The sequence below is a fragment of the Bacillus sp. FSL R5-0709 genome (genome assembly GCF_038004785.1).
Taxonomy (GTDB): Bacteria; Bacillota; Bacilli; order Bacillales; family Bacillaceae_G; genus Bacillus_A; species Bacillus_A mycoides.
The window spans coordinates 2,974,893-2,990,214 of record NZ_JBBORT010000001.1; the positions used below are offsets into that span (position 1 = coordinate 2,974,893).

The window sequence follows — 15,322 nt, forward strand, 5'->3', positions numbered from 1 at the left end:
TAAATTCTCGAAATGATAGAACTTTCCTTCTAATAATTGAGGATAAGCAACTATTTAGTTTGTCGGTCGCCACACTATCCTGATTCGTTAGCACAATAAGCAATGCTAATCAATAATGCATAAAAATTACCTATTATACAATATTTCGAAGTTATTAATATATAAAGGTAACACCTTCTTTTTTAATTTAAAGATGGATTTTCAATTATATTTTGAAATGAATCGGAGTAAAACACACTAGTCTAACTACTTTTTTATAAACATCGTAACATTATTCCCCCCCATATTGCCATCAACTTGAGAAATGTATTCTTCTCAAAAATGAAAATCGACCTAAGATCCTATGGACAACTATGAAAGGATGAAATTTTCGTTTTGGGGATATTTCAGAAGTATAGCTTGATAGGTATGGGGTGGGACCCCTAACAGTACGATTTTATTTCAAAGACACAACGATCTTACTACACACTGTTTATCCCACACACTCATCTGCTAGTATTACTATTTTTTATTACTAATGTTGCCGTTTCACTCGGATGGCTAAGAGGAAAATGATGGCCATATGGAACAAAATCAACCTTACCAAGATGCGATGGAGCAGAATAGCCTCTGTCATAATCCCCCCAAATAATGTGAAGATTATACTTTGTTACTTCATTGAAATCACCTTGATCGTTTTTCAGTAGTAAACTGTTAAGCTGAACCGTAGTATTTAAAATTCTAGGAGAAGTAAAACTGTTACTTATTTTTTCGATATAATGTTCAGGGATGCTCTCCATACTTTCAAACAAACCATTACTTAATAAATAACGCTCTATCAAATTAGTAGTTGCCAATTTTAATGCCCATTTGTTCATAAATTGGGGAACATTTAGCGATTTAGCATTTTTTTTAGCAACAGGTGGCTGAAGTAAAGTGATTGAATACTTCTTATCTATGTACTCTTGTACCAATGCTTCCAGAAGAATAAACGCACCGAATGAATGGCCAATTAGATGTGCACCATTAGTAGCTTTCTCCAATAACTTTTTCACTACATTCAAATAGATATCTAGAAGATTTTTCTCTTGTTTAAAAGGAGAACGTCCCAAACCTGGAAGATCCAAGATCCATACAGGTTGACCAGTTTTTTCATGAAGCTCTTGTGCTAAAGGAAATAAATCCTCTCCATCACTCAATAAACCATGTAATAAAATAAACGGTTTACCCTCTCCTTGTAATTGGTAAAGGGTAGTGTTATCGCATAATGTTCGTTTAAATAAATGATTATGCTGGCCATTTTGATGCATCATTCGATAATCCAAATCAGCTACTACGGCAGGGAAAAATTTCATTACACTCGTCTTCTTAAACCAATCTCCTCCCATAATTTTTTTCGCTGAAACATTTGAAAATTTTCGTTTTGTAATAAAATTCAGTCCATCCGAAGGGATTTTTGTTATTTTACTTACTCCACTATTCATAATTGCTTTCATAAGTGGCATTGGGACAGAGATTTTTGGTGCCCTCATATTCATACTTTCCGACATAATACTTAATAATTCAGCAATGTTCTGATCGTGCTGTTTGTCTTCAACAAGTGTATATGTTTGAATAGTCGGTTGCTCCAATCTGAAAACCTGCACAATAAACTTCGCAAGCTCATCGTTTGCAATAAGTGGTAACCTATATCCCTTACCTCCAGGAATCACTGGCATGAGCCCTCTTCGCATACTCATCACAAGCAAACCTAATCCTGCTATCTGCTCTGTACTCCCTGTTTTACTACTACCGACTACAGTTGGCGGATTAATTACAGAAAGCGGATAACCTACTGCTGATGCCTGGTGACGGATATAAAGATCTGCTAAAAATTTTGTTCTCTCATATGGATTTTTCATTTTCAAATAATTGTTTCCTTCTTTAAACACATCAATTGCAATCTTGCTATTTTTATCATCAAAGGGACTCATATAACCTACAACATGAATAAATTGTTGCAAGCCCTTCAATTGATGAATACTTTTAGCTAATTCACTAATATGTTTGGCGCCATTTAAAAATACGGAAGCTGCCTCTTTACTTGTCACTTGAATATCCATGGGGCCTCCTGCGTGAATAATCACATCCGTTTTCAATATCCTCTCCTTATCTTCAGCACTTAGACCTAAATCTATTTTTGTCAAATCACCTTCAATAAAGTGCATAACTGCCTTTTTTAAGATGCCTCTTTCTTGAAAAATGCGTGTTGCTTTACTTTTCGACCTCACTAAAAGAAGAATTTTAACATCCTCTTTGGCTAATTCTTTCACTAATTGCTTTCCAATAAAGCCTGTTCCACCAATTAAAAATACTGTTCTCATATAAAACCTCCTTTTTAGTACTATCCAGTACTAATTTGATGTAAAAAAAAAGCTTCTTTTATCGAAGCAAGTTAAATAAATAATCTGCTGTTTTCGTGATTACAGTTGCATCCTTCAATGTTTCTGAAATAAATAACGCTCCTTCAAGATTTGTAATAAAAAGTGATGCAACCTCATCAATATTAATCGTATTTCTGAATTCTCCATTCTCTACCCCTTGTTTAAGTAATAGAGAAACTTTCTTTTGTAATTCTGTAAAAAAAAGACCTATTTTTTCTTTTATTTGCGTGGCCTGTGTAGGACTTTGAATATAAAGAGTAATAAATGGACAGCTCCCCTTATACTCTCTCGACTGAACTCCTTGTGATAATTGCTTTAAAAACAGTTGGATACGATCTTCAACTAAAAATTGGTTCTGAGAAAGTACGTCATCAATTGCAGATTGATACATTTCAATCCAATAATCAACGACCCCTTCTAATAATACTTCCTTATTAGAAAAGTGATAATACACATTAGACTTTGAAACTTTGCTTACACGTACTAATTCATCCATACTTGTATAAGCAAACCCTTTTTCTAAAAATAATGTTGCAGCTACTTCAATCACACGTTTTTGATTCATTAATTTTACCTTTTTCATAACTAGAACTATATAGTACTAATTTAAATGTTGCAAGGATTTATGTTAATTTGGAAAAAAGTTTGATTAAAAAAGTTCCACTAACATTGATTTTACTGCAAAAAAATCTTATTTTGAATAAAGTGGAACTGAACCCCGAAATTGTTAATTCACTATCGTCTAATAGGGGTCACCATACATACCCATCAACTTAAGAAAAAGAAATGCCCTCAAAACGAAAAAATGAGCGGCTTCTCAAAATAGCTATCTGTAGAGAAAGAAAATTTTAATTTAGGGGGAGATGAAAATATTAGCTTGATGGGTATGAAGTAGTGCCCCTATAAACAAAATCCTCCAGAAACATCTAAAATTTGCCCTGTTACCCAGCGGCTATCAGAAGAAGCAAGGAATGCTACTACATCTGCAATATCTTCAACTTGCCCTATTCGTCCGAACACAGATGAATTCGTAGCAAAATTTCGTATTTCCGGATTATCTAGCAATTTCGCATTTATATCTGTCTTCGTATATCCAGGCATAATTGTATTCACTGTTATACCTCTTTCTCCAAGATGTTTAGCTAGAGGAAGTGTCATCGTATTTAGTGCACCTTTACTTAAACCGTATGCAATGGACCCTGCAAAACCAAGTCTTACTTCAGCTGATGAAATGTTAATAACTCGCCCCTCCGCTCGTAATAACGGTAATGTTTGCTGAATTAAGAAGAACGGTGCTTTAATATTTACAGACATAATTTCATCAAAAACTTCTTCTGTCGTATTTTCAATTGTTCCTTGTGTACCTATCCCTGCATTGTTTACTAAAATATCAATCTCTGATGTACCAACTCTTATTTGTAATTCATTCTTCAATTGTTCTACTATCTTTTTGACACCATCAATTGAATTGAAATCCGCTTCAATTAAGAATGCCTTTCCTCCATTTGATTCAATCTCACTAATTGTTTCATCTGCAGCTGCTTTATTTCGGCCATAGTGAATTGCAACTAATGCACCGTCGTTTGCCAATCTCATCGCAATCGCACGACCAATACCGCGACTCGCCCCTGTTACTAACGCTACTTTCCCATCAAGATTCTTCATTTTTTCCACCCTTCCTAAATTTCCGTTTAATAAATCCTATACTTATATTTTTAAGCAAATACTAATAATTTTAAATATAGATTTATAGGTAATTTAGTTCCTTCACTTATGATATTATAGTTATAATTTACGATTTACTTTAGAAAATAAAAAGGGGGGCTATCCAATGCAAAACGCAGTAAAACTAGATGAAATTGACCATAAAATTATGAACTTGTTGTATGAAAATGCGAGAATTTCTGTTTCAGAAATAGGACGTATTATATCCATGACGCAGCCTGCTGTAAAAGAACGCATTAACAAGCTTGAAGATCAAGGGGTTATAGCTGCTTACCGAACGAAATTTGAGCCTTCCAAAATTAATAAAAACATCCAAGCATTTATTATGTTCAAAACGAGTCAATGCTCTGATTTCATCCAATATTGTAATGCCGCTCCTGAAGTAACAGATTTATATCGAATTAGCGGGGAATTTAATTATATGATGAAAGTCATGAGCGATTCGATGGATTCTCTCGCTACATTTTTAGACTCTTTAATGCAATTTGGATTATCATCTCCTTTAATTGTTTTAAAGAGTGAGTTTGAGGAGAAATTGTCGTTCTGATAAGAGGGTACTAAGGTAGAAATATGAAGTGTATGTGGAAAAATTCTTTTATAATATAATAAAACCAGCCATAGGCTGGTTCTTTTTTCATTCAATTTCCTACTAAAAAATCCCGAGTATAATTCTCCTTCTTCCCTATCCTTGATTCTTCCGCGCCTCCCTAAACTCCTCCTTCACCTTCTCTAACAAACCTTCTTCTGTAATTAATCGATACGCTGTATTTGCTAGTGCTTTTGCCGATGTGATTAGCGCTTTATCTCCAAGTTCTGAACGTGCTGCTTCTCTAAATTCATTCGTATGCGCAATTAAATCGTCTGGACCGATTTTAATGTACGGATGAATTGTCGGTACGACTTGGCTTACGTTTCCTGCATCTGTTGAGCCAATTCCTACTCTTTCTTTACGGTTTACATCTTCACCTAGTAGTTCTAACTCTTCCGCTACGACGTCATTAAATGTTTTTGTTACGAGTAGTTCATCGATTTCATTTTGGAATTGATGAATTTTCACTTTTGTGCCTGTTGCTAACGCTGCCCCTTGTGCGATGTTTCTTACTTTCTCTGTTACTTCCGCACATCTTTTTCTCGTTGCTGCGCGGATGAAGAACCTTGCTGCGGCGTAGTCAGGAATAATATTAGGTGCTTTTCCGCCCTCAGTAATAACACCATGAATTCTCACATCTGACGGAAGTTGTTGGCGAAGTGCATTAATACCGTTATAAAGCTGGATAATCGCATCTAATGCGTTAATTCCTTCTTCTGGTGAGGCCGCTGCATGAGCTGTTTTTCCGTAAAAATGAAAATCAAGTGGATCGACCGCTAGTGATGGACTCGTTGGAGCTGTTTTTCCGCTCGGATGAATCATAAGCGCCGCATCAATGTTTTTAAATAAGCCAGCTTTCACATAACTCGATTTTGCGCTACCATTTGGCCCGCCCTCTTCTGCTGGTGTTCCGAACACGACAACTTCTCCGCCGATTTCCTCAAGCGTTTCTGATAACGCGATCGCTGCTGCAACGCTAATTGTTCCGATTAAATTGTGACCACACGCATGACCGAGTCCTGGTAAAGCGTCATACTCAGCTAAAAATGCGATAACTGGTCCTTGTTTCCCGGAACTTTTCCGCGCGATAAATCCTGTTTCATGACCAGCTATATTGTGCTGCAACTGAAATCCTGCGCTTCCTAACAACAAACTTAACGTTCTTGATGCGTAAAATTCTTGGTTACCAATCTCCGGATTCGCATGAATATTATGACTTGTTTCTATGTACTTTTCCTTATTTCTTTCTATACTCTCTTCAATTGTTTTTCTTTGTGACGTTACTCCTGTCGCTCCCATTTTTCTTCCTCCTTTTATTTTCACGTAAAAAAGCCTCTTTCTAAAAGATAGAAAGAGGCTTCTGTATATACAGTCAAAATGAGCTTCTTTCTTATCTTTCAAGTTACCTTGCTGGAATTGGCACAGTATTCATAAAGAATCCGCTGCCGAGGTGTCATAGGGCCAGTCCCTCAACCTCTCGTGATAAGAATTTTCATAAAATTGTATTAAATTATTTTCATTCTAAGTTCATTCCAGGCAAAAGTCAAGGAATTCCTATATGAATTTACCGAATATCTAAAAACCCTTTTAATACGCCAATTGTTTCAGGTGCTTGTAATCTTGCACATATGTACGGAAATTCCATACTACCTTCAAACATCATTTGAGATGTAAGAGGTGCTCCTGCCCAAAAGATTTCATCATCGATTACTATAAACGGGAACGCTTTGTTTTGCCTTTGTAATTTTACATTTTTTAATGGAACTGGTCCATCACTATACACCGTTATTTGCGCATTTGTACGCATTAACGCTTGCCATACTCGTTTATCTACTTGCCTTGTACTTGGAAGGGAAATGATAATTTTTCGTTTTGCAGCTAAAATATCTTTCAATAACCCTTTCGGTTCTTCAAGATTCATTTCCATAAACCAGCGTAAACGTTTCGAGATTTTTCGCTCCCACAATTGTCTTGATGTCGTGCGATCATACACATCTCCGTGACGTTCTATATGAGCTGTTAATTGCGATAACGCTTGTTTTCTCGAAAGATTTTTACGCATGTAGTGGCAATCTGATAATTGAATGAACTTCCCTCTCGCTCTCGTTACTGCTACATTGACGAGGCGATGGTTTTTATGATCAAAGAATAACACGCCAGGGCGTTCTTGCGGATAACTATCTACCGTATCAAAGATCATCATATCTCTTTCAGACCCTTGAAACTTATGAACTGTCGCCGCTAAAACTGGTATGTTTTGATATTTCGTTCTCTGCAACATTTCTCTAATGCACGTTGATAAAAAGCGGGACTGTGCCCTGTAAGGCGTAACTACACCGATAGATTGAACACCGTCTAACAATCCAATTAACATCATTTGCATCGCTACTAAACCAGACATAATATTAAAACGAGAACCGGAAGCTGCGTCTTTTAAAGAAAAGGCTCCCATTAAGCTCGTATCAAATAAAACACTCGCCTCATTTGCGAACGGTTGCAGTTTCGCAAGTTCTTTACGCTCTGAAACAGATGGATGATCGTACACTCTATTTTTATAAATAAATGAATTCGTAAACTTCGATATATCCGTATGCATACGTCTTTGCTCCTGCAGCATAAAAAGGTTCGGATGTGCTTCTGATTTATTTACAGAATCAACAATCCCTGCATGATAAAACATATCTTCACCGAGCCATTTTCGAACGAGTTCATGGTTCGCCATCGCAATCGGAGGTAACTGTAAAAAGTCACCACAAACGACAATACGTTTCCCAAGTGAAGCAGCTAATGCGATTTGCGGAACATAAGCCATACTTACTTCATCTACGACAACTAAATCAAATGTACGCTCATAAATAAGTGAATCAATTGCACATTTCGATAAAGTCGCACCGATTACTTTCGCATTTTCAATGTATTCTTTTTCTACTTCTTTAATTTTCGCTTTTTGCTTTCGAAGATCACTTTCAATCTCTTGTATACGCTTCTTATCAGCAGAAGTCGCTTTATATGATAAAATCTTTTCACGAAGATCTTGTCGTGTCTCTTCTAAATAGAGTCTTTCTTCTCCCCAAGATCCATTCGTCGTTTCAACTAACTTCGATGCAAGTAACGTTTCATGATTTCGTATATGTTCATGTTGACTATAACCGTAACGAACAATTTCGCCAGGCGTCCATTTCTTCTTCTTCTCAATTTGCTTCGTTACTTCACTCATTAATACGTCTACTGCCGCATTACTATGAGCTAACACAAGTACCGATTTTCCTTTTTGATAATGAGCCGAAATAATACGTGATAAATTGTACGACTTCCCTGTTCCCGGTGGTCCCCACACGTACGTTGTTGGATTGTAAAAAGAACGATACGCCAATTCATTTTTCGTATTTTTCATCTTTTCAATATGTTTCGGACTGCTCGTCCCATCAACAAGACGCTTTATACGATTACGTTTTAGCTTATCTTTATGTGCCTCTTTCAATCGTTCTTGTAGTTGCTCTAACAATTGCCACGGTTCACTGTATAAAACGGCTTCTCGTATTTCGCCTTGTATATAATCATTTAACTTCAATTCGATTTCTAATCCATGTACAGATAATACTTCCCCTGTCGCTTCCTCACCATCGAACTCAATTCGAATTGGTGAACCTTCAGGTAAGCTTACTTCCGAAATAAGCTGAAATACGTATACTGTACTTTCATAATCTGTATATAAAAAACGACCGTTAATGATAGAGATTTTACTACCACCTATCGTTTTCCAATGTTTAATTTCATATGCTAACGCATAATGCCACTCTTTCATTGTTTCCGATAATGAAGGAGTTTGAGTAGTTGTATTCATCGTATAATCTCCTTCCTTCTCCCCAAACATACTTTCTCACTATACCATATAACACGCTAAAATTTGTAAGGTTTTTATCTTGCTTATTTTCTTAATTTTCAATAATATATTGTATATAATTTTCAGAAAGAAGGAATCTACATGCCAGTTAGAAGAATCGAACACGTTGGACTTATGGTTGCAAACTTAGAAACATCTATTTCATTTTATGAAGAAGTAGTCGGCTTACAGCTCATTAAACGTATGGGGCACCCGAATCCAGACTTAAAACTCGCTTTTTTAGGTGTAGAAGAATCGAAGGAAACGATACTCGAACTCATTGAAGGCTACAACTCTTCTCTTCCGGCAGAAGGAAAAGTACACCACATTTGCTTTAAAGTGGATTCATTAGAGGATGAAATCGAAAGACTAAAGAAACACAAAGTAACCTTTCTACTAGGAGAAGAAATTGAAACATTACCAGATGGAACACGTTACATATTCTTCGCTGGCCCTGACGGAGAGTGGATTGAGTTTTTTGAGACGGAGAGATAAAGTGAAACTTTAATCAGGTGGGTGTCCATTCCTCCTTTTTTATCCCACACCAATCGGGCTTTTGTGGGATAAAAAAGAGCCGGAATTTGGTCTTATCCCTGTCAAGTAGACAGTATTAAAAACCCCTTCAACCTGAAGACTCACCTAGATTAAAAAACAATCATTTTGTTAGGAGTAAGGAATGATAAATACAATCTATATTATTGTTTTTTGGATACTTATACTATTCCCAATCCTGTATGTAATCATGATAAAGCATTGGAATATAAAAGTAGTTGCCGTATTTATTGGAAGGATTCTATTAAGTATCGTCTTTTTCTTAAATGGAATGTATGTAGGACTGCAACGAAATTGGGCAGAGCCCCCTATGAAACAGAATGGGATTTCTTTATAAAGTCTTTATTAAATGGAAAAACTGATGCACTTATACACTTGTTACTTCTAATTATTATCGTTACTTTCGGCTTAATAATTATATTTTTTCATAGAAATAAAAAGAAATAGGGTGTTTTCCCTATTTCTTTCTTTACTGGGGTACCGCCCATAACCATCAAGCTAAGAAAAGCGAATACCCCAAAACGAAAAAAATGACCTGAATTCTCATAAATAACTGTTGTAGTGATATAAAATTTTCGTTTTAGGGATACTTCAAAATATTAGCTTGATGAACATGGGGACGAGCCACTAAAATACAATTCCGCTAGAAATTTCCGCTCTATATTCCCTTTTATTTATGATAGTTGATTAACAACACTTTCCAAAAATTTGTCTACCTCTTCTTTTGATGTATCCGGTGTATGATAACCAATCGTAAATGTAAGTCTCCCATTATAAAAGCTTGCACCCATTGAAAAGAATGGCGCATACATAATGGGTGATGTCATATACCCGTCCTCAGCTTGAACTTCACCAAACTGAATAGGTTCATCAGCGATCACCCCGAAATTTGTCAGTAACGGCAACGCCATCCCCATCTGTAAAGCCTGCTCGTATTGCTGATTATACATTTCCTTCACCACAGATAGCTTCATACCTGCCAGTAGCTCCATTCCTGCTGCTGAAGACAGACCTGGATTTTGAGACTTTATTTTATCCATTGATTGTTTAATTCGAACGAGAGTCTGATTAAATGATTCATTATCCTCCATTTTAATCACTGGCATTTCCATGCCGGATAAGTTGCAAATAGCACCAGTTGTATAATTAGGCAGATATCGACGTAAATCAATTGTTAAACCGATCATTTTTTCTGCGGTGCGAGGTTCTGCATACACAGTGAAATGTGATAAAGCTCGGAAGTAGGCAGTCATGATTACATCATTCAAGGTAGCCTGTTGTGCTTTTGTCCATTGGGTTAGACGTAGAGATTGCTCATGGCTCAACCGCCGTACAGACATTTGAGGGGATTTATTTTTGTTGGGTTGAGATGGAAAAGACCATAACGATGCTTGTTGTTCTTGGCTAGGACGATACGCGCTTTTTATGTCCGATATTCCAGCATATTTGAATACATGTGATTGATCTCGAAAACTCTCATTTCCCTCACCAAATTCCTTCATAATTTGATTCTTAGATTGTCCCAAGGAAAGTTGAGTATAAATTGCTCCAAGCAAATTAATATATTCCTTGACCCCTGCGCCATCTGAACATAGATGAGATAATTTCACAACTAACATATCTGTTGTAGTGCCTCGTAATAATTTTGTTTGAACCATAGGCCCCTGAATACGATCACCGGGTTCCTTAATAAAATCTATTGCCATTATTTCAAGTTCTTGATTATTTCCTTCTGCAAAAAGGCAAATAGGTGAGTTAGTGGCAGATGAATGTTCCTCCCAGTAAGGGATATCATTTTCTACAAACCGGCTGTTCAAAACCGGCTGCAATTGTAACGTTATCCTTACTGATTGTTCAAGTATTTCCTTTGATATACCTACAGGAAAATAAAGAACTGCATTAATTTGTTGATCTGCAGAATAAAGACCTAATACATAATTCATTCGATCTTGAGATGTTACTGAAAACTTTCTTTGTTCCATAATTCCGTCCCCCTTTTAAGACTTTTTTTGCATAACCTTATTCTCCATATGGTTGTAAATTTTCTTCAAGAGTAAATAATTATTATTTTTTGAAGTTTTCACAAAAGTATCTTTTCCGTACTGGTTCCATTCTTTTTACGGCTCTTTGTAGGTGATATAACCATTATTTTATTATTATTAACACTTCCTACCCCCCCTCTTAAAATCAAACAAAAATCGATTTAGTTTATATATATACAAACACTTTACAATGGCGTTTGGTAATTATCAATAAAAACAAATTATTTTTATGTCTGTTAATAAAAAAAATAATATAATACGTTTAGGTGTTACTTCATAATAAAAAGGTTGATGGGCATGGAGGACCACCAACCTTTTATCATATTGCTTTAGATGTTTGTATTCATTATTACATTGTTTACAAATAACTCCTGTTTGCACTTGTATCACCTCATCATTTTCAAACTTCCAAACTAACTAGGTCTTCATAAAGTGAAACTTTAATCAGTGGGGGGTTTTGTCCATCCCCACTGATTATTAGCCTTCGCCAATCGGGCGTTTACGGGCAGCAGGGCTCCCACCTAACTCCTTTGCTCCAGCTGAATTTTGAGGTGGGAGTTTTACTGCCCACAAATAGCGAAAAAAAGGAGCCGGAATTTTGGCCCCTTTTTTCGCAAGTGCAGCAATGGTTTGAAGAACCGTAACCTTCAACCTAAAAATTTACCCAGATTAAAAAACAATCATTTTGTGAGGAGTAGAAAATGATGAATACAGTCTATATTTTTGTTTTTTAGATGAGTGTATTTCTTAACTTGATAGCGATGTAGCTGGCCCCTTTTAGAATAGTAGAGTATAAACGTGAAAAAACTTCTAACAAATTTTGTTAGAAGTTTTTTAAAATACGTGATATTTTATTTATCAATATTTCTTCAGTCTTCATTATTGATTTCTATCGTGCCTGTTCTAGCACTAACCTTTAAAATATTTAATAGATTCTCAGGTGTCTTGATTTCCACTTCATATTCAAATTTAGATTGTGCTAATTTGTCATCTTCTAATTCGAATTCTTTTTTCACATTAATAATTTCTCCATTTGTATGAGCTAAAGAAATTTCACGAACTTGTTTCTCTGTATAGTTTTCATTCTTTTTCGCATAATTGTAACCCATACCATAATATCCACCAACAATAGCGATACCGATTATTAAAATAGCAATTACACTTATAATTATTTTCTTTTTATGTTTTAACATTTCCATCCACTCCTTAATAATTAATCATTTATTCCAAATCTTGCTTCAAGTACATTTTCTGCTTGCTCTAATTGATCTTCAAGTATATCTTGTTCTCTTTCTTGTATTTGATATTGTTCAACAGTTATCGTCCCAGCGTGAAAATCTGCTTCTAGCTGATCATCAGATAGATCTATCTTGTCATCTAATTGGTCAATTTCTTTTTTTGCTGCTAAGTACGTATTTAAGTTATCTTCTTTTGCTCCAACTGATTTCGTATTATTTGCCTTTTCTACAATAGATGTGACTTCGTTTTTGAAATCTTGTGTTTGCTTAGTATCATTCATAGCAGGCCCTGTTTTGTGTGGTTCGTGTTGTAGTTGCGTACCTTCTTTTTGTGATGTATCGTTTTCTACTTTCAGTTGTTGTATTTCTGTATCATTATCAGCTTGAGTAGAACAAGCTGTTAAGAATAAACAAGACATTGCTCCAATCATCATCCATTTTCCCATTATGTTCTCCTCCCTTTACATGTGCACCTTATCCATGTCCTTATATTACTGAACAAACATTAAAGGAAGATTAATGTGCCAAAAAATAAAGTGAAACTTTAATCAATGGGGGTTTTGTCCATCCCCCACTGATTATCAGCCCTCACCAATCGGGCTTTTACGGGCAGCAGGGCTCCCACCTAACTCTCTCGCATTCGCCGAATTTTGAGGTAGGAGTCTTACTGCCCGTTAATGCGGGATAAAATGATATAATTAAATAGTTTCTAATCTTTCTTTAATGTTTCGGAATTATAGTGATACATATAAATAAGAAGAAAAGGAGAATGTTAATGCGAGTTCTTATTGTCGAAGATGAAAAAGACTTACAAAATATATTGGTAAAACGATTAAATGCAGAATATTATAGTGTCGATGGATGTGGGAATGGAGAAGATGCTTTGGATTATATAAGCATGGCTACCTACGATTTGATTGTGCTTGACATTATGATTCCCGGAATAGATGGTTTACAAGTATTACAAAGATTACGTGCGGACAATAATACAACTCCTGTCTTGCTTCTTACAGCTAAAGATACAATTGATGATCGCGTAACAGGACTCGACTTAGGTGCGGACGATTATTTAGTAAAGCCCTTTGCTTTTGATGAGCTGTTAGCAAGAATTCGAGTGTTGATGCGAAGAAAAACAGGAAATACATCTAATGTGTTTGAAATCGCTGACCTAGTGGTGGATTGCAATATGCATAAAGTAACAAGAGGAGATCAAGTTATCAATCTTTCCAGTAAAGAATTTGCTATTTTAGAATATATGATTCGTAATAAAGAAGTTGTGTTGACACGAGATAAAATTGAGCAACATGTGTGGAATTACGACTATGAAGGTGGCTCGAATATTATTGATGTTTACGTCCGCTATCTTCGCAAAAAAATTGATAGCCAGTTTGAAACGAAGTTAATTCATACAGTACGAGGAACTGGTTACGTATTGCGAGTAGAATCATGAAAAGACTATCAATAAAAATGAGAGTGACCCTATGGTATACGGGGCTAGTTGTAATTATTATGGCACTCGTGTTAGCTTTTATTTTAACTTCTTCAGATAAAGTTTTGCTTTTTAATATGAAAAATCAATTGAAGAGCACAGTAAAAGAAAGCATTGAAGATATCGAATATAAGCATGGACAGTTAAAGATTGACGATGAATTTGAAGCCTTAGAAGATGGAGTAAATATCATCATTTATAGTAAACAAGGTGAGCTGCTGGCAGGACATAATCCAACGACCTTTAATAAAAAGGTATCGCTTAAATCCGATGAAATACAAACCATTAAAGACGGTAATAAGGAATGGATAGTATATGATTTTCTCCATAATGTAGGCGGCGATGAGCAAGTCTGGGTTCGTGGCATAATGACCATGAATCAATTATCATCGACCATGAATACGCTTATTGTGGTAACACTCATCTCATTTCCATTACTTATTCTCATTGCGGCAGTGGGAGGATATTTTATTACGCAAAGAGCGTTTCGACCTGTGCAACAAATGAGTGATTCAGCCAGTGAAATTGGTGATGGTAAAGACCTTTCGAAGAGAATTAATTTACAAGGGTCATCGAAAGACGAAATGTATCATTTAGCACAAACCTTTGACAAAATGTTTGAGCGATTGGAGACATCATTTGAAAGTGAAAAACAATTTACATCTGACGCATCTCATGAATTAAGAACACCAACATCTGTTATTATTTCGCAATGCGAATACGCTTTATCGCAGAGGAATAATCCGAAAGAAATGGAAGAATCGTTAGAAGTAATTTTAAGGCAATCGCGTAAAATGTCCGTGTTAATCTCGCAACTCTTATTATTAGCACGAGTTGACCAAGAAAAGCATAATACTTTTCAATTTGAATGTATCAATATGAGTGAATTAACGGAAATCGTTGTAGAAGAGCTTTCATTAATGGTTCAAGAAGCTTCGATTAATATAACAACACATATAGAGGAAGACCTGTTTATTAAAGCAGATCAAACATTGATGATGCGTTTATTAATGAATTTACTAACGAATGCGATTGCTTATAGCAAAGCGAACGGCACTGTGAATATGCAACTGTTCCGGGATGAAACCAACATAATAGGTAAAGTCTCCGATAATGGCATAGGCATCAGCGAGCAACATATTGCGAAAATATGGGACCGCTTCTATCGAGTTGACGCAGCACGAACATCTTCAAACAATGGAAACACAGGTTTAGGGTTGTCGATGGTAAAATGGATTATAGAACTACACGGAGGAGAAATTACCGTTGAAAGTGAATTAGGAGAAGGCAGTACTTTTACATTTAAACTACCAATTGAAAACCGAGCATAATGTATGCTCGGTTTTAGCTTTAGAATACAGATTGATTAAAAATCTCTCTTCAGTCCTTATTTAAAAGTAAA

12 protein-coding genes, 1 pseudogene and 1 riboswitch are annotated in these 15,322 nt (G+C 35.8%); of the genes and pseudogenes, 5 read left to right on the forward strand and 8 right to left on the reverse strand.

Annotation, left to right across the window (positions count from 1 at the left end; genetic code table 11):
• Positions 1–485 precede the first annotated feature (485 nt).
• From MKX37_RS15225 to MKX37_RS15235, 3 genes are all read right to left on the reverse strand, one after another.
• The gene (locus MKX37_RS15225) at positions 486–2,342 is read right to left on the reverse strand and encodes an alpha/beta fold hydrolase (protein ID WP_078422117.1); all 1,857 of its coding nucleotides are present in this window, start codon (positions 2,340–2,342) and stop codon (positions 486–488) included.
• Between the two features lie 58 nt (positions 2,343–2,400).
• Entirely contained in the window at positions 2,401–2,967 is a 567-nt protein-coding gene (locus MKX37_RS15230; protein WP_078422116.1) for a TetR/AcrR family transcriptional regulator, read from the reverse strand.
• 335 nt (positions 2,968–3,302) lie between these two features.
• Complete coding sequence (locus MKX37_RS15235) at positions 3,303–4,067, reverse strand: SDR family oxidoreductase (protein ID WP_002168061.1); 765 nt, start codon at positions 4,065–4,067, stop codon at positions 3,303–3,305.
• Between the two features lie 166 nt (positions 4,068–4,233).
• Between MKX37_RS15235 and MKX37_RS15240 the strand changes: the two genes are divergently transcribed.
• Positions 4,234–4,674: an Lrp/AsnC family transcriptional regulator gene (locus MKX37_RS15240; protein ID WP_001178571.1), complete on the forward strand. Its 441-nt coding sequence runs from the start codon at positions 4,234–4,236 to the stop codon at positions 4,672–4,674.
• A 135-nt stretch (positions 4,675–4,809) separates the two neighbouring features.
• Here MKX37_RS15240 and MKX37_RS15245 read toward each other — a convergent pair whose 3' ends face one another.
• Both MKX37_RS15245 and MKX37_RS15250 read right to left on the reverse strand, forming a co-directional pair.
• The gene (locus tag MKX37_RS15245) at positions 4,810–6,015 is read right to left on the reverse strand and encodes a M20 family metallopeptidase (RefSeq protein WP_002168060.1); all 1,206 of its coding nucleotides are present in this window, start codon (positions 6,013–6,015) and stop codon (positions 4,810–4,812) included.
• 88 nt (positions 6,016–6,103) lie between these two features.
• Positions 6,104–6,205, reverse strand: a riboswitch (SAM riboswitch).
• 75 nt (positions 6,206–6,280) lie between these two features.
• Positions 6,281–8,590 carry an AAA domain-containing protein gene (locus MKX37_RS15250; RefSeq protein ID WP_078422115.1) on the reverse strand — a complete coding sequence of 770 codons (2,310 nt, stop codon included), beginning with the start codon at positions 8,588–8,590 and terminating at the stop codon, positions 6,281–6,283.
• A 111-nt stretch (positions 8,591–8,701) separates the two neighbouring features.
• Here MKX37_RS15250 and MKX37_RS15255 point away from each other — a divergent pair, with 111 nt between their 5' ends.
• Complete coding sequence (locus MKX37_RS15255; RefSeq protein ID WP_002185477.1) at positions 8,702–9,094, forward strand: VOC family protein; 393 nt, start codon at positions 8,702–8,704, stop codon at positions 9,092–9,094.
• A 181-nt stretch (positions 9,095–9,275) separates the two neighbouring features.
• Positions 9,276–9,598, forward strand: a pseudogene (locus MKX37_RS15260) (hypothetical protein).
• Between the two features lie 227 nt (positions 9,599–9,825).
• Here the strand turns inward: MKX37_RS15260 and MKX37_RS15265 are convergent.
• The 3 genes from MKX37_RS15265 to MKX37_RS15275 form a co-directional block, all read right to left on the reverse strand.
• Complete coding sequence (locus MKX37_RS15265) at positions 9,826–11,133, reverse strand: condensation domain-containing protein (RefSeq protein WP_033730775.1); 1,308 nt, start codon at positions 11,131–11,133, stop codon at positions 9,826–9,828.
• Positions 11,134–12,062: 929 nt separating this feature from the next.
• Positions 12,063–12,386 carry a PepSY domain-containing protein gene (locus MKX37_RS15270; protein WP_078422114.1) on the reverse strand — a complete coding sequence of 108 codons (324 nt, stop codon included), beginning with the start codon at positions 12,384–12,386 and terminating at the stop codon, positions 12,063–12,065.
• Positions 12,387–12,406: 20 nt separating this feature from the next.
• The gene (locus tag MKX37_RS15275; protein WP_078422113.1) at positions 12,407–12,877 is read right to left on the reverse strand and encodes a hypothetical protein; all 471 of its coding nucleotides are present in this window, start codon (positions 12,875–12,877) and stop codon (positions 12,407–12,409) included.
• Between the two features lie 329 nt (positions 12,878–13,206).
• Here MKX37_RS15275 and MKX37_RS15280 point away from each other — a divergent pair, with 329 nt between their 5' ends.
• The gene (locus tag MKX37_RS15280; RefSeq protein WP_002128055.1) at positions 13,207–13,881 is read left to right on the forward strand and encodes a response regulator transcription factor; all 675 of its coding nucleotides are present in this window, start codon (positions 13,207–13,209) and stop codon (positions 13,879–13,881) included.
• Positions 13,878–15,251 (forward strand): sensor histidine kinase, encoded by a 1,374-nt coding sequence (locus tag MKX37_RS15285; protein WP_002128056.1) that lies wholly within the window; start codon positions 13,878–13,880, stop codon positions 15,249–15,251. The genes MKX37_RS15280 and MKX37_RS15285 overlap by 4 nt, the downstream gene beginning before the upstream one ends.
• Positions 15,252–15,322 lie beyond the last annotated feature (71 nt).